The sequence below is a fragment of the Laribacter hongkongensis DSM 14985 genome (assembly GCF_000423285.1).
In the GTDB taxonomy this organism is placed as follows: Bacteria; Pseudomonadota; Gammaproteobacteria; order Burkholderiales; family Aquaspirillaceae; genus Laribacter; species Laribacter hongkongensis.
This window is the reverse complement of the sequence record NZ_AUHR01000003.1, coordinates 84649-106019: the sequence shown is the minus strand read 5'-3', so window position 1 is coordinate 106019 and position 21371 is coordinate 84649. Positions and strand designations below refer to the sequence as shown.

Below are 21371 nucleotides of genomic sequence, written 5' to 3'. Positions count from 1 at the left end.
GGAACCGGGGCGATTCATGATGAACTTACGCCGGCTCCGTTCCCGCCTGCCTGCCTCGACCAGACACACCTGTTACTGGTCCGCTGCATTGCGATTGATCACCTGCTGGTGAACTGCCGACCATCACCTTGGACTTGTCATGCAGGAGACTGGGAAAGCTCCCTCCTGGATGACGTGGGCATTGCCAACATCAGACATCAAGGCCCGCATCGGACAGATCCGCGCTCAACAGGGCTGCCCATCAAAAAAAGGCATCAACCCTTGTCAGGTTGATGCCTTTTGGAAGGCACCGGCAGATGGCCGGAGGAACTTCGGCAGATTACATCATGCCGCCCATTCCACCCATGCCGCCCATTCCGCCGGCCGGCATGGCAGGCTTGTCTTCCGGCAGCTCGGCCACCATGCAATCAGTGGTCAGCATCAGGCCAGCCACCGAAGCAGCGTGTTGCAGGGCCGAACGGGTCACCTTGGCCGGGTCGAGCACGCCCATTTCCACCAGGTCGCCGTACTCACCGGTTGCAGCGTTGTAACCGAAGTTGCCGCTGCCTTCGTACACCTTGTTGACCACCACGCTCGGCTCGTCACCGGCGTTGGCCACGATCTGGCGCAGCGGCGATTCGATCGCGCGCATCACGATCTGCACACCGGCTGCCTGCTCGGCGTTGATGGTGGCCACTTCCTTCAGGTTGGCACGGGCGCGCAGCAGGGCCACACCGCCACCGGCCACGATGCCTTCTTCCACGGCAGCGCGGGTTGCGTGCAGGGCGTCTTCGACGCGGGCCTTCTTTTCCTTCATTTCGACTTCGGTCGCAGCACCGACCTTGATCACGGCCACACCACCGGCCAGCTTGGCCAGACGTTCCTGCATCTTTTCGCGGTCGTAGTCGCTGCTGGCCGTTTCGATGTGAGCGCGGATCTGTTCGACACGGGCCTTGATGGCTTCGGCAGTGCCCACGCCATCAATGATGGTGGTGGTGTCCTTGCTGACCTCGATGCGCTTGGCCTGGCCCAGCATGTCAATAGTGGCCTTTTCCAGCGGCAGACCGATTTCCTCGCTGATTACGGTGCCGCCGGTCAGGATGGCGATGTCTTCCAGCATGGCCTTGCGCCGATCGCCGAAGCCCGGAGCCTTGACGGCCACGGTCTTGAGGATACCGCGCATGTTGTTGACCACCAGCGTGGCCAGCGCTTCGCCTTCCACATCTTCGGCAGCAATCACCAGCAACGGGCGGCCAGCCTTGGAGACTTGTTCCAGAACCGGCAACAGTTCGCGGATGTTGGTGATTTTCTTGTCACACAGCAGGATGAACGGATTGTCGAGCTGGGCGATCTGCTTTTCCGGCTGGTTGATGAAGTACGGGCTGAGGTAGCCACGGTCGAACTGCATGCCTTCGACCACTTCCAGCTCGTCTTCCAGGCCTGAACCGTCTTCAACAGTGATCACGCCTTCCTTGCCGACCTTTTCCATGGCCGCAGCGATCTTGTCACCGATCACGGTGTCGCTGTTGGCGGAGATGGCGCCGACCTGGGCGATTTCCTTGGTGGTGGCGCACGGCTTGGCGATGTTCTTGATTTCAGCCACCAGCGCCACGACGGCCTTGTCGATGCCGCGCTTGAGGTCGATCGGGTTCATGCCGGCGGCGACGTACTTCATGCCTTCCTGCATGATGGCCTGGGCCAGCACAGTAGCGGTGGTGGTGCCGTCACCAGCGACGTCGTTGGTCTTGGAAGCCACTTCCTTGACCATCTGGGCGCCCATGTTCTCGAACTTGTCCTTCAGGGTGATTTCCTTGGCAACGGACACACCATCCTTGGTGATGGTCGGAGCGCCGTAGCTGCGCTCCAGCACGACATTGCGGCCTTTCGGGCCAAGGGTGACCTTGACGGCATCAGCCAGAATGTTTACCCCGTCAACCATCTTGGAACGGGCGGAATCACCAAACTTGACGTCTTTTGCTGCCATTTTGTTACCTCAAATCCGTATCTGTCTGAAACATTTCACGCGAGAGCGTGCTGCAATTACTCGACGATGCCCATGATGTCTTCTTCGCGCATCACCAGCAGCTCTTCACCGTCAATCTTGACGGCCTGGCCGCTGTACTTGCCAAAGATCACCTTGTCGCCGGTTTTCAGTTCCAGCGCACGGCGCTCGCCGTTGTCCAGCACCTTGCCGTTGCCCACGGCAACGACTTCACCCATGTCAGGCTTTTCAGTGGCGGTACCCGGCAACACGATACCGGAAGCGGTTTTTTCTTCAGCTTCAAGACGCTTGATCACAACACGGTCATGCAAAGGGCGAATGGTCATGAAAACTCTCCTGCTCTCGATACGAGGCACTGCACGTTTGAAATTCGACAGGAATACGGGACATGCCGATTTAGCACTCCCGCTTCACGAGTGCTAATAGTAGGGATGCAGATTTCGTTTTTCAAGAGCCTGGATACGGATGATGGAGCCATGTCAAAAAACAGGAAATCCTCCTGCCAACCGGTAGCCAATTCCCTTGATTCACTTTGTTAATCAATTAACGTATGACATAAATCGAATTTTGCAGACAGCATGCCATTGGGGTATTAAATACAGTGTTTCAGAACAACAAAAAGGTAGGCTGAAATACATCAGGCCTGCCTTTTTGCTGATTCAGACAACTCCTGCCCATATCGGGCACAACAGCATGCAAACGTTACTGGCGATCCCAGGTCTGGGTGCGCCCCAGAAGCGAAACCCCCATGAAACCACGCACTTCCAGCTTTTGTCCGCCATCAACCAGCTTGGCCTTGCTGTCGTAGATTTTCCCGTTCTTCGGGTCAAGAATCTTGCCGCCTTCGTATGTCTCTCCGGTTTTCTTCAGCCCCCACAGGATCGTCATGCCATCAACCGGCTTGTCCTTGCGGTCACCTTCACATTTGCTGCATTTGACATCCGGGTTGGCAAACAGCTTGATAATCTTGCCCTGGTATTCGTTGCCGTTTTCCGTGATCTGTACCAGCGCCTTGGGCTGTCTGGTTTCGTCATCAATGGTTTTCCAGGTACCAGCAATGCCTTCGGCCTGGGCAAGACTACACGCCAGCAACGTCGCCACGGCGCACAGTGCGGGTTTCAGTTTCATGGTGTTCTCCTCTCGTTGAAACGATCGTTTTAAGTTGGGACTCCAGCATGCCAATGCCCAATTACGCGGTCAAGCAGGCCACTTGGCGTGCGGGTTTTCCCTAATCGGGAAAGCCCCAATCCCGTTCGGGTAAAAAAGTCTTCACCATTGACCATAAGTTCCGGTGATTCCATCAGCAAGACGTGGAGCACCGTGCACGGTCGAATGTATGAATACTGCGGGAGATCTTCATCATGCAATCCAGAAAGCTGTATAAAAGCCTGTATTTTCAGGTGATTGTTGCCATCATATGCGGCGTGCTGCTCGGCCATTTCATGCCGGACAGCGGTACGGCCATGAAACCGCTTGGCGACGGCTTTATCAAACTGGTCAAGATGATGATCACGCCGATCATCTTCTGCACAGTTGTGGTGGGCATTGCCGGCATGGAAGACATGAAGAAGGTCGGACGGGTCGGCGGCAAGGCCCTGCTCTACTTTGAGGTCGTCACGACGCTGGCGCTGATCATCGGCCTGGTCGTTGTCAATGTGCTCAAGCCGGGTGCAGGCATGAATGTGGACCCGGCCACGCTGGACACGGGCGCCATTGCCAAATACACCGCCAAGGCTGGCGAACAATCGGTGGTCGACTTTGTCCTGCACATCATTCCGAACAGTGTGGTGGGTGCATTCGCCGAAGGCGAAATCCTGCAGGTGCTGCTGTTTTCGGTACTGTTCGGCTTTGCCCTGTCGATGATGGGACAGTCCGGCAAGCCGGTCGTCAAACTGGTCGAGGACATCTCGCATGCCCTGTTTGCCGCCATCGGCTTCATCATGAAACTGGCTCCGATCGGTGCCTTCGGTGCCATGGCATTCACCATCGGCAAATACGGGGTGTCGAGCCTGAGCTCGCTGGCTGCGCTGATGGGCAGCTTCTACCTGACCTGCCTGTTGTTCATCGGCCTGGTACTGGGAACGATCACCCGTTTCTGCGGATTCAGCATCTGGAAACTGGTCCGTTACATCAAGGAAGAACTGCTGATCGTGCTGGGAACCAGTTCGAGTGAGTCGGCCCTGCCGCGTCTGATGGCCAAACTGGAACAGCTGGGCTGCCAGAAATCGGTGGTGGGTCTTGTGGTCCCGACCGGCTATTCGTTCAACCTGGACGGTACGTCGATCTACCTGACAATGGCTGCGATCTTCATTGCCCAAGCTTGCGGCATCGAGCTGACCCTGACCCAGGAGCTCACCATCATTGGCGTGTTGCTGCTGACTTCAAAAGGTGCTGCCGGAGTCACCGGATCGGGCTTCATCACCCTGGCCGCCACGCTGGCGACGGTACCGGACATTCCGGTTGCCGGTCTGGCCCTGATCCTGGGTATTGACCGCTTCATGTCCGAAGCCCGTGCCCTGACCAACCTGGTGGGCAATACCGTGGCGACAGTAGTCGTTGCAAAATGGGAAAACGCCCTCGACAGCGACAAGCTGGCAGCCGAACTGCACAATCCGACCCCGCTTGCCCACGGCCTGAAGGTGGAAGCGCCGCACCTGACCCGCGAAGTGTCGCGCACCCTGAGCTGATACTGCCAGGAGAAACTACAACAACAAAACGCCCTGCCGGATGGCAGGGCGTTTCATTTGTGCTGTCAATCCGTCAGGACTATGCGCTGGCAGTCTTCAGCATGACATACAGCTCGTCCTTGAGGCGGAGCTTTTCCTTTTTCAGCACTTCCACTTCGGCCGGTGTTGCCAGCGTGATGCTGTCTTCCATGTTCTTGATCTTGTGATCAAGTTCATTGTGGCGATTGAACACCGTACGGAAATGCTCGTCTTCGATCTTAAGCTTGTGAATCAGGTCGCGGTATTCAGGGAACATACACATCACCTCCAGATTGCAGATGGGCCGAAAAGTGGCAATGCCAGAATTTTTCTTTTTACGAAGACAGATTATCACGATTGCGGACCTGTCGCATGCCTTGAGGTGATCTGCATATTCAGTTCATGTCGCGCTGCACAAGCTGCAATATCAAGGTCAATCCACCATCCGTACCTGCACTGGATTCAACTGCTCGCAAAGTGGTTCCGTGCGGCAGCAAGACACTGATCCCATGCCCCACACCATAACGTGACAGCGTTCTCTCCAGTCGCCTCGCCATGCTCTCGGCCGGTACGGCAGGCGCTGCTTCAAAGGTATATCCACTTGCCTCAACAGCCGAGTCGAATGCCTGGTGCACGGTTTCGCGCGGCAGGTATTGTTCGGCTGCTCTGGAAAAGTCGCTGGCAGACAGCTGTTCGCTCTCCTGGCACAGCGTAAGCATGTCATCCTTGAAACGCGACTGCGTCAGCGGGTCATCCAGCGTACCGGACAGCTCTTCCACCACTTTTGCCACAACCCGGGTCGTGGCTGCCGGATCCGGCAACCGCATGGCTTGCAGGAAATCCTCGGTCCAGAATTTTGCCTGCTGCCCCAGCCGGTCCACGGCATAGGCATAAGGCCCGTACTCCAGAACCAGAGCCCCCTTGTCGATCAGCCGGGGATTGATTCCGCTGGCGTGACCGATGGCAAACTCCTGACCTGACTCGGTCAGGGTCAGGAAATCGTCACGGATCTCCGACTTGAAAATGCCCAGCGCCCGCATTTCGCGCTCACCGTCATGCAGGCCGGCAAACTCGATCACGAACACGTCACCGGCACTGATGTTGGGATGCTGCGAACGTGCATACAGGTGCTTGGCCACCCGCTGCGAGTACGCCAGGAAATCCAGCTCGCCGCGAAAACATTCGCGCGAGTACTGGTACATCTCGTTGAGCTTCAGGTCGGACTCGTGAAAAAACTGGTACTTGCGTCGCTCGGACACGATGCCCTTGAGATAGCCCTCCAGCAGCAGGCCGGATACCGCCTCGTCGATTTCCGTTGCCCGCCCGGACAGCAGCAGCGGCTCTCCACGGGTAGCATTGCCCACCCGGTGCACCACCAGCCGGGTAATCGTTGCGTCCTGAATCTGCATGAAGGCTTTCTCCTGCGACAACCAAAGCGCGGATTATGAGCGTGCGCCGAATCACATGTAAATCGTGATGCCTGCCGGAATACATCCATGAAAAAAGACCACCGGGGCAACGGTGGTCCGCAAATCCGGATGGGCATGCCCGGACAGGCGCAGGCACATCATGTGTTGTACGGTTCGGGAGCGATATAGATCGGTACGGACGAGCTACCCAGCACAAGAGCGTTGGGATTGGTGTTCCAAGTATCAAACGACCAGGCAAAATAAGTATTCTGCCCGGGCATGGCAACCACGATCGGTTTATCCATTCCCTTCAGCATCACCGGCACCGGCTGGTTGCTCTGGTTGGTGATCCGGAAACCGTAAACTTTCGATCCCTTGACCACATCCAGCGTACCGGTCAGGCCAGAAGTTGCCGCCATGCCGTTCGGACCGATGGTCACATCGTAAATCTGGTCTGCTTCGATCAGGTTGTGCGGTGAACCAAACGATGAATGCAGCGGGCCGTAGTATTCGGCAGCCTGTTCCTGCCACGCCTGCTGGTTGACCGGCAGCCCGTCAGCCGTTGCCGTCAACGCCAGTGTGGACAAACCCAACACGACAGCGGCACCAGCTGTCCGCCGCCAGAATCTGCAAGTCTTCATGATCAGCACCTTCCATAAACATCACCACGAACGTGATGATTCTCTGGTTTTAGGTCTGACCACTCCGACCCTCAATCCGGCGGCGGCATTCTATTCACAATGAAAGGTATAAACGGAAAAAATACTTACCTGTTTTGTGATGGTTACAGAACCCCTTGTGCCAGCATGGCATCGGCCACCTTGACGAAGCCGGCAATGTTGGCGCCCGTCACGTAGTTGACCTGGTCACCACCGCTGCCAAAGCGTTCACACGAAGCGTGAATGTCCAGCATGATGTTGTTCAGGCGCTGGTCGACATCTTCGGCCTTCCAGCCCAGACGGGCCGCGTTCTGCGCCATTTCCAGACCCGAAGTCGCCACCCCGCCGGCATTGGCGGCCTTGCCCGGTGCAAACAGCACGCCGGCATCCAGGAAAGCCCCGGTTGCAGCCAGGGTCGTCGGCATGTTGGCGCCTTCGGCCACGGCACGCACGCCATTGGCAATCAGGGTACGGGCGGCATCGAGATCCAGTTCGTTCTGGGTGGCGCACGGCAGGGCCACGTCCACCGGCACGACCCACGGCTGGCAACCCGGCAGGTAGTCCAGACCCAGCTGGTTGGCGTAATCCTCGATCCGGCCATAGCGATGGTTTTTCACTTCGGCCAGCGCAGCCAGTTTTTCCGGGGTAAAGCCTTGCGGATCAACCACGGTACCGTTGCTGTCAGACGCCGTCACCACCCGGGCGCCGCGCTGCATGGCCTTGTCGATGGCAAACTGTGCCACGTTGCCCGAGCCGGACACCGATACCGTCATGCCATCCAGCGACATGCCGTGGCGGGCCAGCATGGCATCAGTGAAGTAGATCAGGCCGTAACCGGTGGCTTCCGGACGCATCAGGCTGCCGCCGAACGACAGGCCCTTGCCGGTAAACACACAGCCGGTCTGGTTCGACAGCTTTTTCATCATGCCGGCCATGAAGCCGACTTCGCGGCCTCCCACGCCGATGTCACCGGCCGGAACGTCAGTGTCCGGGCCCAGATGACGGTACAGCTCGGTGATCAGCGCCTGGCAGAAGCGCATGATCTCGCCGTCGCTCTTGCCCTTGGGATCAAAATCCGCCCCGCCCTTGCCACCGCCCATCGGCAGCGTGGTCAGCGCATTCTTGAAGGTCTGCTCGAAACCGAGGAACTTGAGGATGGACAGGTTGACCGAGGGGTGAAAGCGCATGCCGCCCTTGAAGGGGCCGATGGCCGAATTGAACTGTACGCGCCAGGCACGGTTGACCTGCACGCGGCCGGCGTCATCCACCCACGAAACGCGGAACTGGATCACGCGCTCGGGTTCGACCAGGCGTTCCAGCAGGCCTTGTTCGGTATAACGCGGATTGGCGTCAAGGAAGGGCCACAGTGAGGTCAGCACCTCGCGCACGGCCTGCATGTATTCCGGTTCGTACTGGTAACGCTGGTGCAAAGGTTGCAGAAAATGCTCTACCGAGGCCAGTCGGGTCATGAAATTACTCCTGAAGATAGTGACAGATAAAGGCTGCCGCCGAAGCGGCAAAGGAAAAAACCGGGGCGACAATGACCCGACACCTGGCGCCAGACCTGCATTCAATGGTGCACAAGCCGCGATAATGACATCGTCAGTTGGCGTGGATGTTAGGGTTCATTATTTGTCAGGAATATTGATCCAGGTCAGTAAGTGTACATACTTACAAAAAATCAAGGTAATTGTCTTAACAAACGGTTCCGCCAGGTAAAACAAAACCCCCGGCAGCCTTGTCTGCCGGGGGTTTTCACACTGTCAGGTGTTAGTTCATCAACTGGTTGGCAATTTCCCGCATGCCGGCCGACAGCATGGCCAGATCAAGCTGCGCATAACCGCGCAGCTCGGCCAGCGTCTGCCGGACCGCAGCCAGCGCAACATCACGTCCGGCCAGCCACGGCGTCACGTAATCCGCCGCATCGCACGTCGGGCACCCCAGGGCAGCCGTCGCCAGGTCACTGTGCAAGCGATAAAGATCGTCACGCAATGCCGTACGGGCCAGAGACTGCCAGCGGTTGTCCCGCGGCAGGCGGGTAATCGCCTGCGCCAGCCAGTCCAGATCCAGCTCGCGGCCCAGCGTGTAATAGGCACGGGCTGCTACCGCCAGTTCGATGCCGGTCTTGCGTGACAGTTCGGTCACATCGAAGAAGGCCGGCACGTATTCCAGCCGCGCCAGCATCATCGCCAGCCGCTCCGGCACGCTGTCCTCGATCCAGGCCAGCTGGCGGGCAGTCGCACGGGTATAGAGGTGCGACGGCACCAGCTCCGGCAAGGAGGCCAGCAGGGTCCGGGCCGCATCCTGATACAGCGCCACGGCCTCGGCCACACTGGCATGTCCCTTGCGGTTGCGCAGCAGCCAGCGGACGGCACGCTCGACCAGGGTCCGCAGCTCGACCATCAGTTCGACCTGAAGGTCAGCCGGCACCACGTTGTCCAGCGCTTCGATTTCGCGCCAGACAGTTTCGGCACCGAAAATCCGGTCAGCCGCCCAGAAGGCACGGCAGATCACGTCAACCGGCAGGTTGGTTTCTTCCTGCATGCGGAACACGAAAGTCGCGCCCATGCGGTTGACCACCCGGTTGGCCAGCTGGTTGGCAATGATTTCGCGCCGCAGGTGATGCGATTTCATCGCTTCGCCAAAGCGGGTCTGCAAGGGGTGCGGGAAGTAGTCCACCAGCACCGGTGTAAAGTCGGTATCGTCCGGCAGGTCCGAAGCCAGCAGTGCCTTGTCGAGCGAAATCTTGCTGTAGGCCAGCAGGACGGCAACTTCCGGCGTGGTCAGGCCGCACTTGGCCAGGCGCCGTTCGTTGATCTCGTCATCGGATGGCAGGAACTCGATCTGGCGGTTGAGCTCACCGGTTTTTTCCAGGTGGCCGATCATGCGCTGCTGGGCGTTGAGCATGTTCATCGCGTTGGCGCGATTGACCGCCAGGATCTCGGTTTGCAGGTAGTTGTTGCGCAACACCAGCTGCCCGACTTCATCCGTCATTTCCGCCAGCAGGTCATTGCGCTGCTTGAGCGTCATGTCGCCGGACTGGATGACCGAACCCAGCAGGATCTTGATGTTGACCTCGTGGTCCGAGCAGTCGACGCCGGCCGAGTTGTCGATGGCATCGGTGCAGATCAGGCCGCCCTTGCGGGCAAACTCGATGCGACCGCGCTGGGTGCAACCCAGGTTGCCGCCCTCGCCCACCACCCGCACGTTCAGGTCGCAGCCATCCACCCGCAGACCGTCGTTGGCGCGGTCGCGCGCGTCGGCATGGGTTTCGGTGCTGGCCTTGATGTAGGTGCCGATGCCACCGTTGTACAGCAGGTCTGCTTCGGCCTTGAGGATGGCATGGATCAGCTCCAGCGGCGCCATGCTGTCGCGCTCGGTCTTGAGCCAGGCCCGCACTTGCGGCGACAGTTCGATCGACTTGGCGCTGCGCGGGAACACGCCGCCGCCGGCCGAGATCAGCTCCGGGTTGTAATCGGCCCAGCTGGAACGCGGCAAGGCAAACAGGCGGGCGCGTTCGGCAAAGCTCACGGCAGCATCCGGAGCCGGATCAATGAAAATGTGGCGGTGGTCGAAGGCAGCAATCAGGCGGATATGTTCGGAAAGCAACATGCCGTTGCCGAACACGTCGCCGGACATGTCGCCGATGCCGATGACGGTAAAGTCCTCGCGCTGGATGTCACGGCCCAGATGACGGAAGTGACGCTTGACCGACTCCCAGGCACCACGGGCGGTAATGCCCATTTTCTTGTGGTCGTAGCCTTGCGAGCCACCGGAAGCAAAGGCATCACCGAGCCAGAAGCCGTATTCGGCCGACACACCGTTGGCGATGTCGGAGAAACTGGCCGTGCCCTTGTCGGCCGCCACCACCAGGTACGGGTCATCCTCGTCCAGACGCACCACGTCCACCGGCGGCACGATCTTGCCGTTCACCAGGTTGTCGGTCACGTCCAGCAGGCCGGAAATGAAGGTCTTGTAGCAGGCAATGCCTTCAGCCAGCCAGGCTTCGCGGTCGGAGGCCGGTGGCAGCTGCTTGCAGACGAAACCACCCTTGGAACCCTGCGGCACGATGACCGAGTTCTTGACCATCTGGGCCTTCACCAGCCCCAGCACTTCGGTACGGAAATCCTCCATGCGGTCAGACCAGCGCAGGCCGCCACGGGCGACCTTGCTGCCGCGCAGGTGGACGCCCTCGACGCGGGTACCGTACACCCAGATTTCAAACAGCGGCTTCGGTTCCGGCAGGAAAGGAATGGCGTGCGATTCCAGCTTGAACGACATGTATGGTTTGACCACGCCGTCCTTCTGCTGGAAGTAGTTGGTACGGCGGATCGCCAGCACCACGGTCAGGAAGCCGTTGAGGATGCGGTCTTCGTCGAGGTTGGCCACCGTCGCCAGCGCTTCGCGGATTTCCGCCAGCAGGCGCTCGGCTTCGGCCGGATTGGCACGGGCCGGGTTCAGGCGGGCATGGAACAACGCCACCAGCCGGGCGGTAATGGACGGATAGCCGGCGACACACTGCTCGACATACTGCTGGCTGAAGGTCAGCCCGGCCTGGCGCAGGTACTTGGCCAGCGCCCGGACGAGGGTGATTTCACGCCAGTCAAGCCCGCAGGCGATGGCCAGGCGGTTGAAGCCGTCGTTTTCACTCTGGCCGCGATGGATGGCCATCAGCACGTCTTGCAGGTTTTCCCGCACGGCATCGTTTTCCAGCGCATCGGCCGACACTTCCAGTCCGAAGTCGTTGATCCACAGATGCGTGCCGTCAGCGCGGACGATCCGGTACGGATGCTCGTCCTGCACGCTGACGCCAAGGTTTTCCAGCACCGGCAGGCTGCGCGACAGGCTGACCGGCTCGCCAAGGCGGAAGGCTTTCAGGTGCCAGCTGGCAGCACCACGCGAACGGGACAGCGGGCGGTAAAGCTTGACGGCCAGCGGCTCGGCTTCGGTCAGGGTTTCCAGCTTGCGTACGTCCGGTGCGGCGGCGCGCGGCGAAAACTCGTCGCGATAGGCCACCGGGAACGCAGCCTGGTACTGGCTGAACAGGTGGTTGCCGCCTTCTTCACCGTGCGCCTCGACCAGTTGCTGGCGCAGTTCGTCGGTCCAGCCACGGGCCAGACGGGCCACGTCGGCTTCAATGGCGTCGGCATCATAGGCCGGCAGCGTGGCGCTTTGCGTGGTCACGATGTAGTGCACCCGCGCCAGGTTGGCATCGGCCACGGCAACGGAAAATTCGCAGGCCGAGCCGTTGAAGGCCTTGAGCAGCAGCTGCTCGACCTTGACCCGCAGCTCGGTATTGAAACTGTCGCGCGGCAGGAAAACGAGGCAGCTGACGTAGCGATGGAAGATGTCGGTGCGGGCAAAGAGCCGCACGCGCGGCCGCTCTTGCAGGTTGACGAGGCCCAGCGCCGTGTCGTAAAGCGCCTCGACCGGGATTTCGAAGAGCTCGTCGCGCGGATAAGTTTCCAGCACGAAGTTGAGGGTCTTGGCCTTGTAGCCACCCTCGACGAAATCGCACAGGCGCACCACTTCGGCAATCTTCTGCCGCAGGATCGGAATGTCCTTGGGCGAGGCATGATAGGCGCGGGCGGTGTAAAGGCCGAGCAGGCGGCGCTCGCCCACCACCTGGCCGGCAGCGTCAAACTTTTTGACCGCGATGAAGTCGAGGTGGGCCGAGCGGTGGATGCGCGACAGGGACTGCGACTTGTTCAGCACCAGCGGCTGCGGCTCGCGTGCGCGCTGCTTCATGCTTTCGGGCAGGCCCGAGAAGCTCTCGGAAAACTGCTTGTCGCCCTGGTCGCGCAGGATGCCCAGCCCGCTTTCCCGGATGATGCGCAGGGCGTCCTGGCCATCGCGTTCGGTCAGGTCGTAATCGCAAAAGCCCATCAGCAGGAAGTTGCCTTCACCCAGCCAGCCGAGGAAGGCGGACTCTTCTTCGCAGCCCGGACGGCGGGCGAGCTCTGCTTGCAGCCCGGCCAGCTCGGCGCGCATCGACGGTTCGTCGCTGACGGTGGCCCGGATGGCCTTGAGCACGGCGTTCAGCTCGGCCTCGAGAGCGGCCAGCTGGGCCGGATCGCTGATGCGGTCGATCTGGGCATGGATGAAGGATTCAAGCGGCAGGGAGCGGTCGGTGCCACGGTGGATGTCAACGGCCTCACCCGCAGCGTTGCGGCTGACAGCCAGTACCGGATGCACCAGCAGGTGCAGGGCCAGGTTGTGACGCGCCAGCAGCATGGCCAGCGAGTCGATCAGGAACGGCATGTCGTCGTTGACGATCTCGATGACGGTATGGGTGGAATGCCATCCGTGACGTTCGAGATCCGGGTTGTACAGCCGCACTTTGGCAATACCGGGCTGGCGCACACGGCCGAAATCCAGATGGGCCATGACGGCACCGTACAGGTCCGGTGCGGCAGCACGCTTGAGATCGGCAGCCTCTGCCTCTTCGAAATAGGCGGCAAAGATGGTCGCCATCCGGTCGGCTTCTGCGGCCGGCAGGGTCTGGCGTGCAACATCGTCGATTGCCGCAATCAGGGCGGCCAGCTCATGCTGTTTGTTCAGAGACATGATCTCCTCGTGGGATGCAGTGGCTTGCAAGTGTGAATTGCCTGCCGGCTTGTGGCCGGCAAACGGATGATTCTAGACGCTGCCCTGACACGCTTAATCCGTGTTTGCGACGCAGCATTACATAACCGTCAATTGTGGATGTTGCCTGTATCTCGTTTCACGAGACAATCATTCTTTAGTATCTATTGCCAAAAACCGGTTATTCAATGGCACATAATGCATATTCTTTGTTGCTATAAACTGCTTTTTGCATAAACAGGTGTCGGGGTGTTCGATTGCAGCGCCTCATGCCAGGATACTGCCTGTTATCCACGTCCCGACCGATGAGTCCTGCCATGACACCCGCTGCCCGCCTCCTTTGCCGTTTTCTGCTGCTGCTCGGGCTGTGGTGCGGCAGCCAGACCGCTGCCGCAGAGTGGCTTCGCTTCGGTATTGACGGCAATTACCCACCGTTTGCCTCGTTCGGCCGCGATGGCCAGTTGCAGGGATTCGACGTCGACATTGCCAATGCCCTGTGTGATGCCATGCAACGCCAGTGCCTGATCGTGCCACAGGACTGGGACGGCCTGATCCCGGCCCTGAATGCCAACAAGTTCGACGCCATCCTGTCATCCATGTCGATCACGGCCGAGCGCCGCAAGGCCGTGGACTTTACCGACAGGTATTACCGGCTGCCGTCGCGCATGCTGGCAGCACCCGGCACCGATACCGCCGTCGGCAGCTTCCGGGGCAAGCGCATCGGCACCCTGCTCGGTTCCACCCAGCAGCGCTTTGCGCGCAGTTACTGGGGCAGCTGCGGTGCCGAGATAGTCGCCTATCCCCGCATCACCTCGGCCCTGGATGACCTGGCCGCAGGCCGGCTGGCCGGCGTTTTCGTTGATGCCCTGGCCGGAGAGGCTTATCTGTCCCGGCCGGGCACGACTCCGAAGTTCACCTTCGTCGGCCCGGCTTTTGACGATCCGGCCTATTTTGGCGAGGGAGCCGGCATCGCGGTACGCAAGGGCAATGCGGCATTGCAGACTGCCCTCAATGCAGCCATCGGACAGATCCGCGCCGACGGTCGCTATGACAGCATCCGGAAGAAGTACTTCAGTCACGACATCTACGGCAAGCCGGTTCCCCCTGCCCGCTAGTCACCGGAAGTACCGGCCTCAAGGATCGACACGATCGAGAACAGGGTAAAGCACACTGCCCCGAGGCCGACCAGCACCCGCGCCGGGATGAAGTAGGCCGCAGACAGGTCGCCGGCCTCAAAAACAAACGCCGACAGGAACAGGCAGGCCAGCGCCGTCATCACCGGCAGGATCGGCACCCGGTTGGCGAGGGCGAATCTGGCACGCCATACCAGTCCCAGCAGCAGCACCTTGGACAGGATGCTGAAACAGATCATGCCGATGCCGATCAGGATGAGCCCCGGTGCCACATGAAAACTGGCGGGAGAGTCAACCAGCACGGCAATGCCGAAAATGATGTCAGCCAGCCCAAGGACGATGACCAGCCAGATCCAGAAGCTGCGCTCGCTTTTGCGGTACTGGTTCCGGACCTGGCGCACCACGGTAGCCACCAGGGCAATCAGGCAGGTGCAGATGGTCGATAGCCCGAACAGGACGTGTCCGGCCACATAAAAGCCCGGATCATCAGCCCCTCTGGCCAGCAGGCCGAGGGCCCAGACGTAGCCTGTCAGTGAACAGACCACCGGCACGGCGATCAGGAGCCAGCCCACGGAGGCCGGATAGGCACCCGGAGCGCCGGGCTCCCCGTCCGGCCGGCCGCTGTTGAGCGGAATCAGCGTGAACCGGGAGGACGAAGCGGCCACCGTGGTGACACACAGGGTAATCAGCCCGACGCCGAACACCACATGACCCGCGACAACATAAGGCGGCAGGTCGCCACGCGCGATGATGTCCAGCCCCCAGACGATCGTCAGCAGGCCGACGATATAGCCCAGCAGCGGCAGCATGACCAGCCAGAACGTGTTATAGGTTTTGGTCAGCTGGCGGATGATGGTGGCCGCCGTGGTGAACAGGGCAAAGCAGATGGCCGCCAGCGAAACGAGTACATGCCCGGCCACGAAATGGTTGGCATCCGGCGGGCCGTCGAGTACGTACAGTCCGAGGCCGAGGCAGATCGCCCCCATTGCCAATGGAATCAAGCGGAACAAAACACTGATGGAGTAGTTCATTTTCGAACCCGGGAAGCCTGTTGCAATCCTTGCATCCTAGGTCAGAGGTTCGGCGCTGCTCCAATATCGGCGTGACAAGTGGCAGCCCAAGTCACTCGTGCGGACTGACGTCCAGGCCACCGAACGAAAACGCGTCGGAAATGTTGCAGACCGGCGCCAGTCCGGCTGCCTCGATCGTTGACAGCACCTCGGCACTCGAAGGCTTGCCATGCCAGTAAAACAGCCACATGGCGTTTTGGGCCTGCCAGAGGTACAGGGTGCGTGAATATTCGTACGTCTGCCCGTCGTGCTCGAGATGCAGTTTTTCCTGCTCGCGCCCCTGTTCTATCCACTGGCCGTTGAGCGGCCCGCCGATCAGCAAGGATTTCAGCATGTCTTTCTTCCGGAAGCCGGTTAATGCGAACGAGGCTACCTTGCCCTCCGGCAGGACAACAGCCCAATCAGGCTGCTGTTTGCCCGGACGCAAACAGCAGCCCGGAACGACACTGCCTCCCGCACCGGGAAATACCGGCAACGGGAGGCAGCTGGGTGGCAAGGCTTCCGCAACAGAAGCGCTGCGACAAAGGCTTACAGGCGGGTCACCAGGGTGTAGATGGCGCCCGCAGACACGATCAGCGAGACCAGCGCGATGATGCCGGGAGTGAAGTCGAGCTTGCCGACTTCGTGCTCAAAGCTTTTGTAGCCGGTCAGCATCGGGCCAACCAGATTCTGGCGCTTGACCAGCGCATAAAACACGATTGCGCTGAGGTGCAGGGCCACCGCGCCCAGGAGGACATTGACCAGTGCCTTGTGCCACAGGGTAATGGCCTCGGCCTGTTCCGTATCCACCAGGTGAACCAGCGGGCCGTCATAGGCATAGCTGTCGATATCGGCTGCAAACAGCCCGGTCAGCACCTGGGCAATCAGCAGGGCCAGCAGCAACATCACCATCATGCCGCCCATCGGATTGTGGCCGGGGATCTTCTCCTCTGGCAGCTGTCCACGGGCGTAGTCCAGCATGCTGGCCGGACCGCGCACGAACTGGACAAACCGGGCGGTCTGGCTGCCCAGCACACCCCATATCAGCCGGAACAGCAGCAAGGTCGCCATGCCATAGCCCAGCCAGATATGGTATTGCAGCATCTCGCCCCCCTGGGTACCCGAGTACCACAGTCCGGCAAACGTGAGCACCAGCGTCCAGTGAAACAGCCGGGTGGGCAAATCCCAGACAAAAACGCGCATTTTCATCGATGTGGTTCCTCTTGTTGTTGAATGTGATGGCACCGGCACATGACACGGCATCAAGGTCACGACAGGCGGGGCCTTGATCTCCATCCAACATAATATGGCAATAAGTTTAACTCGTTATGAATGGAATCATGTCACGGTCAAGACGACGGCCGTGACGGATGAACTTTTACGGCCTAGCATCAATCCAAGCAACAGATCCACCCACGGAAAGCGGCCCGGTCGTGTGCCGCGAATCCCTCGACCAGGAGATCACCATGTCCCGTAAACTGACTACTTCCCTGCTTCTGCTGACCCTGATGGGGTCACTTGCCGGGTGTGCAGGCATGAGCCGCAGCGAACGCAACACCGTGGCCGGTGCCGCCATCGGCGGGGTAGCCGGCTCGGTCCTGACCGACGGCAGCGCACTTGGCACGGTCGGCGGCGCCGCCATCGGCGGCCTGATCGGCAACAAGGTCAAGTAAGCTCAAACAGCGGTCGTGGCCATCCACTGGCCCACCGTCACGCGGTCAAGCCCGGCCAGATCCGGCAAGGTAGAGACCGACAGCCAGCCTGCCCCGGCAAACAGTGCCCGGCAGGCTTTTCCTTGGTCGTAGCCATGCTCGACCGCCAGCCAGCCGCCTGGCGTCACAAAGTGGCACGCCTGTGTTGCCAGAACCTGCAAGGCCTCCAGGCCGTCGGCAAAATCGGTCAGGGCACTGGCCGGCTCGAAGCGCAGGTCTCCCTGCTCCAGATGCGGATCACCGGCAGCGATATAGGGTGGATTGGAAACGATCAGCTCGAAACGCTCTTCGGCCGGCAATGCCGAAAACCAGTCGGACTCCAGCCAGCGGACCTGCGCTTGCAAGTGCTGTCCGTTACTGCGTGCAACCGCCAGGGCCGCAGCAGACACGTCCAGCGCCGTGACCCGGGCATCCGGGCGCTCGCACGCCACCGTCACGGCAATGGCGCCGCTGCCGGTTCCCAGGTCCAGCATGCGCCCGGCCGGCGGCAGGTGCGTCAGGGCAAATTCGACCAGATGTTCCGTTTCCGGACGGGGAATCAGCGTGTCCGGTGTCACCCGGAAATCACGTCCGAAAAATTCCCGCACACCCAGAAGATACGCCACCGGCTCGCCGGCCAGCCGGCGGGCTGCCAGCGCCAGAAAACGCTGCGCCGTTTCTTCCGGAACTTCCTGTTCGGGCCAGGTGATCTGCCGGGTACGCGACAGGCCGCTGGCCTGCTCCAGCAGCAGATGGGCATCGAGCCTGTCGAGCCCGCAACCGGCCAGCAGGCCGCCAATGGTATGAACCTTCATCGCATCAGGAATACGCTGGCCAGTCCCAGGAAAATGAAGAAGCCCCCCGAGTCCGTACAGGCCGTAATCAGCACACTGGACCCCAGGGCCGGATCACGGCCGAATTTCTGCATCAGGGTCGGAATCATCACCCCCATGGTGGCCGACAACATCAGGTTGAGGGTCATGGCAGCCGTCATCACCAGTCCCAGCGGCAGGCTGTCATACAACAGCCAAGCCACGACGCCAAGGATGCCGCCCCAGACCAGACCGTTGATGATGCTGACCCCGAGCTCCTTGCGCCACAGGCGCCAGGCCTGGGTCAGCTGCATCTGCCCCATGGCCAGTGCACGCACGATCATGGTGATGGTCTGGTTGCCTGAATTGCCGCCGATACCGGCCACGATCGGCATCAGGGCTGCCAGCGCCACCAGGTTCTGGATGGCACCTTCGAATGCGCCGATCACCCGGCTGGCGACAAAGGCCGTGCACAGGTTGATGGCCAGCCACGCCCAGCGGTTGCGCACTGAATCCCACACGCTGGCAAACAGGTCTTCTTCCTCTTTGAGACCGGCCATGCTCAACACTTCGCTTTCGGATTCTTCGCGAATGTAGTCGACCATGTCGTCCACGGTCAGGCGGCCGATCAGGGTGTGGTTGAGGTTGACCACCGGAGCAGATACCAGGTCATAGCGTTCGAATGCCTGGGCGGCATCGCCGACATCGTCCTCCGGCAGGAAGGTCACGACATCGCGCGCCATCACTTCGGCGACTTCGGTTTCCGGATCGGAAATCAGCAGCTTGTTGAGGGGCAGCACGCCTACGAGGGTTTCGGCCTCGTCCACCACGAAAATCTTGTCGGTGTGGTCCGGCAGCTCTTCAAAGCGGCGCAGGTAGCGCAATACCACTTCCAGCGACACATCGGCACGGATCTTGACCAGATCAAAATCCATCACGCTGCCGACCTGGTCCTCTTCGTAGGAGAGGACGCTTTCCAGCTGGGCACGCTCCTTGACATCGAGCCCGCCCATCACTTCGTACACCACCTGCGACGGCAGGTCCGGCGCCAGGTCGGCCAGTTCGTCCGTGTCCAGCTGTTCGGCCGCAGCCACCAGCTCTTCACGATCCATCGACTCGATCAGGGTTTCGCGGACGGCGTCGGAGACTTCCAGCAGGATTTCACCGTCGCGGTCGGCCTTGACGAGGTCCCAGACCAGTAAACGGTCGTTGAGCGGCAGTGCTTCAAGGATGTAGGCCACGTCGGCCGGGTGCAGCTGGTCGAGCTTTTTGGCCAGCTCGTTGCGGTGCTGCTTGTGGACCAGGTTTTCGACCAGTTCGTGGCGCGGCATGTTCTGCTTGTGCACGAGGTCTTCCACAAGGCGCATGCGGTTCAGCAGCTGCACCACTTGTGCCAGGCTGGCCTGGAGGTAGTCTTGTCTGGTATCAATCGTCATTGCGCGTCATCTCCCGTGCCCCGTGGGCGATGACGCCGGGAGCACGTTAGTGCGGGGATAGGATTCTCAAAAGCGGGAGGGATGGGGTACTGGGTAAGTCCATGGTCGTGTCGGACGGTTTCAGGCGCCCGGCAATTACACCGAAGGCGCGGATTGTAACGCTCAAGGGGCCGTGCTGACCAGCCAGCACGGCCCCTTGAGTCATGAAGTTTTGATGAATGCCGGCATTTCCGGAAAAAGCGGCATCAGGACCGGTTAACGGAAATCAAATGCCTCGTGGTGAAAACTGTCAGCCGCAAATCCCTTTTGCATAAGACCGGTTTTCAAGGCATCCCCCAGCCGGGCCGGGCCACAGAACCACACGCGCGGCCGGACCTGGTCCCGCTCGGAAAACACCGGATGTTGCACCCCCAGCCGCTCACCTTCCCTGGAAGCAAACACATGCAGCCGGACCCCGACACGCTCGGCATTGCGTTGCAGCTCGTCCAGCGCCACGGCATCACGCCGGTTCGGCACACAGTAGCAAAAATCCACATCGGTCCGCTTTTCGCCACGCGCCGCCAGCGCATCCAGCCATGCCATGAACGGCGTCACTCCCACACCCCCTGCTACCCAGACCTGACGGTGACCATCAGCCTCCGGCAGATGGAAGGCACCGTACGGACCTTCGACACGTACTTTCTGCCCGACCTGGACCTTCTGGGCCAGCTTGCGGGTGTAATCACCCAGCGCCTTGATCACGAAGCGGATTTCGCCATCGCCATGATCGGCCGAAGCAATGGTGAAGGGGTGGGCTCCTTCGCCGGCGTCCAGCGTAAGGAAAGCAAACTGTCCTGCGGCATGTCCGGCCCAGTCATGATCCAGGCGACAGGTCAGCTGCAAGGTATCCGGAGCCGGACGGTCAATGGCACTGATCACGCCTGCACTCTGCCGTTGGCGGCCGATCCGGCCGGTCAGTGACCAGACTGCCGCAACGGCACCAGCCACCACGATCACCAGCATCAGCCCCCCCACCGGGGTCAACCAGTGATTGCGTGGCAACAGCACCAGACCGTGGAATACACCCATGGCAAGAATCACGGCCATGGCCTTGTGCACCAGCCGCCACGGCTTGTACGGCGCCTTCCACAAGGCAAGCGGTACCAGCGCCAGCATGGCCCAGGCAGCCCATTCGCCAAAATCCTTGGCCGGCCCCTTGAGGGTGCTGAGCAGGTCGGTGGCTTGAGGACCTTTCGGCCCCTTCACGCGTGGCGCCAGCCAGCCCCAGTCGATCAGCGTGCCCGGAGAAAGTTCGGTGAGCCAGTGTACGGCCAGCATGACACCGGCCGTGATGCCGAGGTATTTGTGCAGACGGTAAGTCCGGTCAAGCCCGCCCAGCTGCTGTTCCAGCCATGGCGTACGCAAAGCCAGCACACCGGCCGTCGCCATGGCTGCCAGCATGATGACGCCGCTCAGCAGCACGACCTCTTTCCGCCAGGCCCAGAAATCGTTCGGCCAGCTCACGACCATGGCCCGGCTGACCACATAGGCCAGCACGATGACAGCTCCGCCCCAGATTAACGGGTGATTTTTGATTTTCATGTTATGCCCCTGATTCATGCTCAATTGAACAACTTCATTGACTAATCTAAGCGGCAACTATGAAAGCATTGTGGAGTGAATCTGAAATGAAGATGGATTACCCGCCAGGCAGACCAGCCCCTGATCAGCCAGGGTTCCGGTCAAAACGGCATCATGCGTATCGCTGGCTTCGGACGGTACTCCGGAAGCTTGTCGCCATGGCTGTCTTGCCGGATCACTGCCGCAGCCTTCCGGATTGGCCCTTTTCCTGTCCGGCTCAGGAAACCTGACCTGACCGGCCCTTTGTCCGGTGTTCTGCATGGATCCTGGCTGATCCGGAGCCCGCGACAC

The 21371-nt window shown here is 60.4% G+C and carries 17 protein-coding genes; 3 read left to right on the top strand and 14 right to left on the bottom strand.

The annotated features are described in order from the left end of the window. Nucleotides 1–319: 319 nt before the first annotated feature. From groL to G542_RS0103425, 3 genes are all read right to left on the bottom strand, one after another. Nucleotides 320–1963, bottom strand: a complete 1644-nt coding sequence (gene groL, locus G542_RS0103435; RefSeq protein WP_012697347.1) for a chaperonin GroEL — start codon at nt 1961–1963, stop codon at nt 320–322. A gap of 56 nt (nt 1964–2019) precedes the next feature. After that, nucleotides 2020–2307: a co-chaperone GroES gene (gene groES / locus G542_RS0103430; RefSeq protein WP_012697348.1), complete on the bottom strand. Its 288-nt coding sequence runs from the start codon at nt 2305–2307 to the stop codon at nt 2020–2022. 376 nt (nt 2308–2683) lie between these two features. After that, nucleotides 2684–3109: a DUF2147 domain-containing protein gene (locus tag G542_RS0103425; RefSeq protein WP_012697349.1), complete on the bottom strand. Its 426-nt coding sequence runs from the start codon at nt 3107–3109 to the stop codon at nt 2684–2686. 233 nt (nt 3110–3342) lie between these two features. On the opposite strand from G542_RS0103425, the gene G542_RS0103420 reads away from it, so the two are divergent. Then, nucleotides 3343–4668, top strand: coding sequence for a dicarboxylate/amino acid:cation symporter (locus G542_RS0103420; RefSeq protein ID WP_012697351.1), 1326 nt, complete (start codon nt 3343–3345; stop codon nt 4666–4668). Nucleotides 4669–4747: 79 nt separating this feature from the next. Here G542_RS0103420 and G542_RS0103415 read toward each other — a convergent pair whose 3' ends face one another. The 5 genes from G542_RS0103415 to G542_RS0103395 form a co-directional block, all read right to left on the bottom strand. After that, entirely contained in the window at nt 4748–4963 is a 216-nt protein-coding gene (locus tag G542_RS0103415) for an HP1242/YdcH family protein (RefSeq protein ID WP_012697352.1), read from the bottom strand. A gap of 118 nt (nt 4964–5081) precedes the next feature. Next, nucleotides 5082–6095, bottom strand: coding sequence for a nucleoid-associated protein (locus G542_RS0103410; protein WP_027823375.1), 1014 nt, complete (start codon nt 6093–6095; stop codon nt 5082–5084). A gap of 158 nt (nt 6096–6253) precedes the next feature. Beyond that, on the bottom strand, nt 6254–6745 hold the full coding sequence (locus tag G542_RS0103405) for a hypothetical protein (protein ID WP_143714475.1): 492 nt from the start codon (nt 6743–6745) through the stop codon (nt 6254–6256). Nucleotides 6746–6879: 134 nt separating this feature from the next. After that, nucleotides 6880–8223 carry an NADP-specific glutamate dehydrogenase gene (gdhA, locus tag G542_RS0103400; protein WP_012697356.1) on the bottom strand — a complete coding sequence of 448 codons (1344 nt, stop codon included), beginning with the start codon at nt 8221–8223 and terminating at the stop codon, nt 6880–6882. Between the two features lie 301 nt (nt 8224–8524). Beyond that, nucleotides 8525–13321 carry an NAD-glutamate dehydrogenase gene (locus G542_RS0103395; RefSeq protein WP_027823373.1) on the bottom strand — a complete coding sequence of 1599 codons (4797 nt, stop codon included), beginning with the start codon at nt 13319–13321 and terminating at the stop codon, nt 8525–8527. 335 nt (nt 13322–13656) lie between these two features. Between G542_RS0103395 and G542_RS0103390 the strand changes: the two genes are divergently transcribed. Beyond that, nucleotides 13657–14454 carry a transporter substrate-binding domain-containing protein gene (locus tag G542_RS0103390; protein WP_081666737.1) on the top strand — a complete coding sequence of 266 codons (798 nt, stop codon included), beginning with the start codon at nt 13657–13659 and terminating at the stop codon, nt 14452–14454. Here G542_RS0103390 and G542_RS0103385 read toward each other — a convergent pair. The 3 genes from G542_RS0103385 to G542_RS0103375 all read right to left on the bottom strand — a co-directional run bounded on the left by G542_RS0103385 (nt 14451) and on the right by G542_RS0103375 (nt 16730). After that, the gene (locus tag G542_RS0103385; RefSeq protein WP_012697359.1) at nt 14451–15503 is read right to left on the bottom strand and encodes a DUF2776 domain-containing protein; all 1053 of its coding nucleotides are present in this window, start codon (nt 15501–15503) and stop codon (nt 14451–14453) included. The genes G542_RS0103390 and G542_RS0103385 overlap by 4 nt on opposite strands. A gap of 91 nt (nt 15504–15594) precedes the next feature. Further along, nucleotides 15595–15876 carry a hypothetical protein gene (locus G542_RS0103380; protein ID WP_012697360.1) on the bottom strand — a complete coding sequence of 94 codons (282 nt, stop codon included), beginning with the start codon at nt 15874–15876 and terminating at the stop codon, nt 15595–15597. A 194-nt stretch (nt 15877–16070) separates the two neighbouring features. Then, entirely contained in the window at nt 16071–16730 is a 660-nt protein-coding gene (locus G542_RS0103375; RefSeq protein WP_027823371.1) for a cytochrome b/b6 domain-containing protein, read from the bottom strand. 257 nt (nt 16731–16987) lie between these two features. Here G542_RS0103375 and G542_RS0103370 point away from each other — a divergent pair, with 257 nt between their 5' ends. Beyond that, on the top strand, nt 16988–17194 hold the full coding sequence (locus tag G542_RS0103370) for a glycine zipper 2TM domain-containing protein (RefSeq protein WP_034985009.1): 207 nt from the start codon (nt 16988–16990) through the stop codon (nt 17192–17194). A gap of 2 nt (nt 17195–17196) precedes the next feature. Here G542_RS0103370 and prmC read toward each other — a convergent pair whose 3' ends face one another. The 3 genes from prmC to G542_RS0103355 form a co-directional block, all read right to left on the bottom strand. Next, entirely contained in the window at nt 17197–18027 is an 831-nt protein-coding gene (prmC, locus tag G542_RS0103365) for a peptide chain release factor N(5)-glutamine methyltransferase (RefSeq protein ID WP_012697363.1), read from the bottom strand. Then, complete coding sequence (mgtE, locus tag G542_RS0103360; RefSeq protein WP_012697364.1) at nt 18024–19460, bottom strand: magnesium transporter; 1437 nt, start codon at nt 19458–19460, stop codon at nt 18024–18026. The genes prmC and mgtE overlap by 4 nt, the downstream gene beginning before the upstream one ends. A gap of 255 nt (nt 19461–19715) precedes the next feature. Next, entirely contained in the window at nt 19716–21041 is a 1326-nt protein-coding gene (locus tag G542_RS0103355) for a ferredoxin reductase family protein (protein WP_034984959.1), read from the bottom strand. Between the last annotated feature and the right edge of the window lie 330 nt (nt 21042–21371).

Coding starts and splice junctions, on each gene's coding strand:
- groL (WP_012697347.1), bottom strand. CDS start 1,963: ATGGCAGCAAAAGACGTCAAGTTTGGTGATTCCGCCCGTTCCAAGATG.
- groES (WP_012697348.1), bottom strand. CDS start 2,307: ATGACCATTCGCCCTTTGCATGACCGTGTTGTGATCAAGCGTCTTGAA.
- G542_RS0103425 (WP_012697349.1), bottom strand. CDS start 3,109: ATGAAACTGAAACCCGCACTGTGCGCCGTGGCGACGTTGCTGGCGTGT.
- G542_RS0103420 (WP_012697351.1), top strand. CDS start 3,343: ATGCAATCCAGAAAGCTGTATAAAAGCCTGTATTTTCAGGTGATTGTT.
- G542_RS0103415 (WP_012697352.1), bottom strand. CDS start 4,963: ATGTTCCCTGAATACCGCGACCTGATTCACAAGCTTAAGATCGAAGAC.
- G542_RS0103410 (WP_027823375.1), bottom strand. CDS start 6,095: ATGCAGATTCAGGACGCAACGATTACCCGGCTGGTGGTGCACCGGGTG.
- gdhA (WP_012697356.1), bottom strand. CDS start 8,223: ATGACCCGACTGGCCTCGGTAGAGCATTTTCTGCAACCTTTGCACCAG.
- G542_RS0103395 (WP_027823373.1), bottom strand. CDS start 13,321: ATGTCTCTGAACAAACAGCATGAGCTGGCCGCCCTGATTGCGGCAATC.
- G542_RS0103390 (WP_081666737.1), top strand. CDS start 13,657: ATGACACCCGCTGCCCGCCTCCTTTGCCGTTTTCTGCTGCTGCTCGGG.
- G542_RS0103385 (WP_012697359.1), bottom strand. CDS start 15,503: ATGAACTACTCCATCAGTGTTTTGTTCCGCTTGATTCCATTGGCAATG.
- G542_RS0103380 (WP_012697360.1), bottom strand. CDS start 15,876: ATGCTGAAATCCTTGCTGATCGGCGGGCCGCTCAACGGCCAGTGGATA.
- G542_RS0103375 (WP_027823371.1), bottom strand. CDS start 16,730: ATGAAAATGCGCGTTTTTGTCTGGGATTTGCCCACCCGGCTGTTTCAC.
- G542_RS0103370 (WP_034985009.1), top strand. CDS start 16,988: ATGTCCCGTAAACTGACTACTTCCCTGCTTCTGCTGACCCTGATGGGG.
- prmC (WP_012697363.1), bottom strand. CDS start 18,027: ATGAAGGTTCATACCATTGGCGGCCTGCTGGCCGGTTGCGGGCTCGAC.
- mgtE (WP_012697364.1), bottom strand. CDS start 19,460: ATGACGATTGATACCAGACAAGACTACCTCCAGGCCAGCCTGGCACAA.
- G542_RS0103355 (WP_034984959.1), bottom strand. CDS start 21,041: ATGAAAATCAAAAATCACCCGTTAATCTGGGGCGGAGCTGTCATCGTG.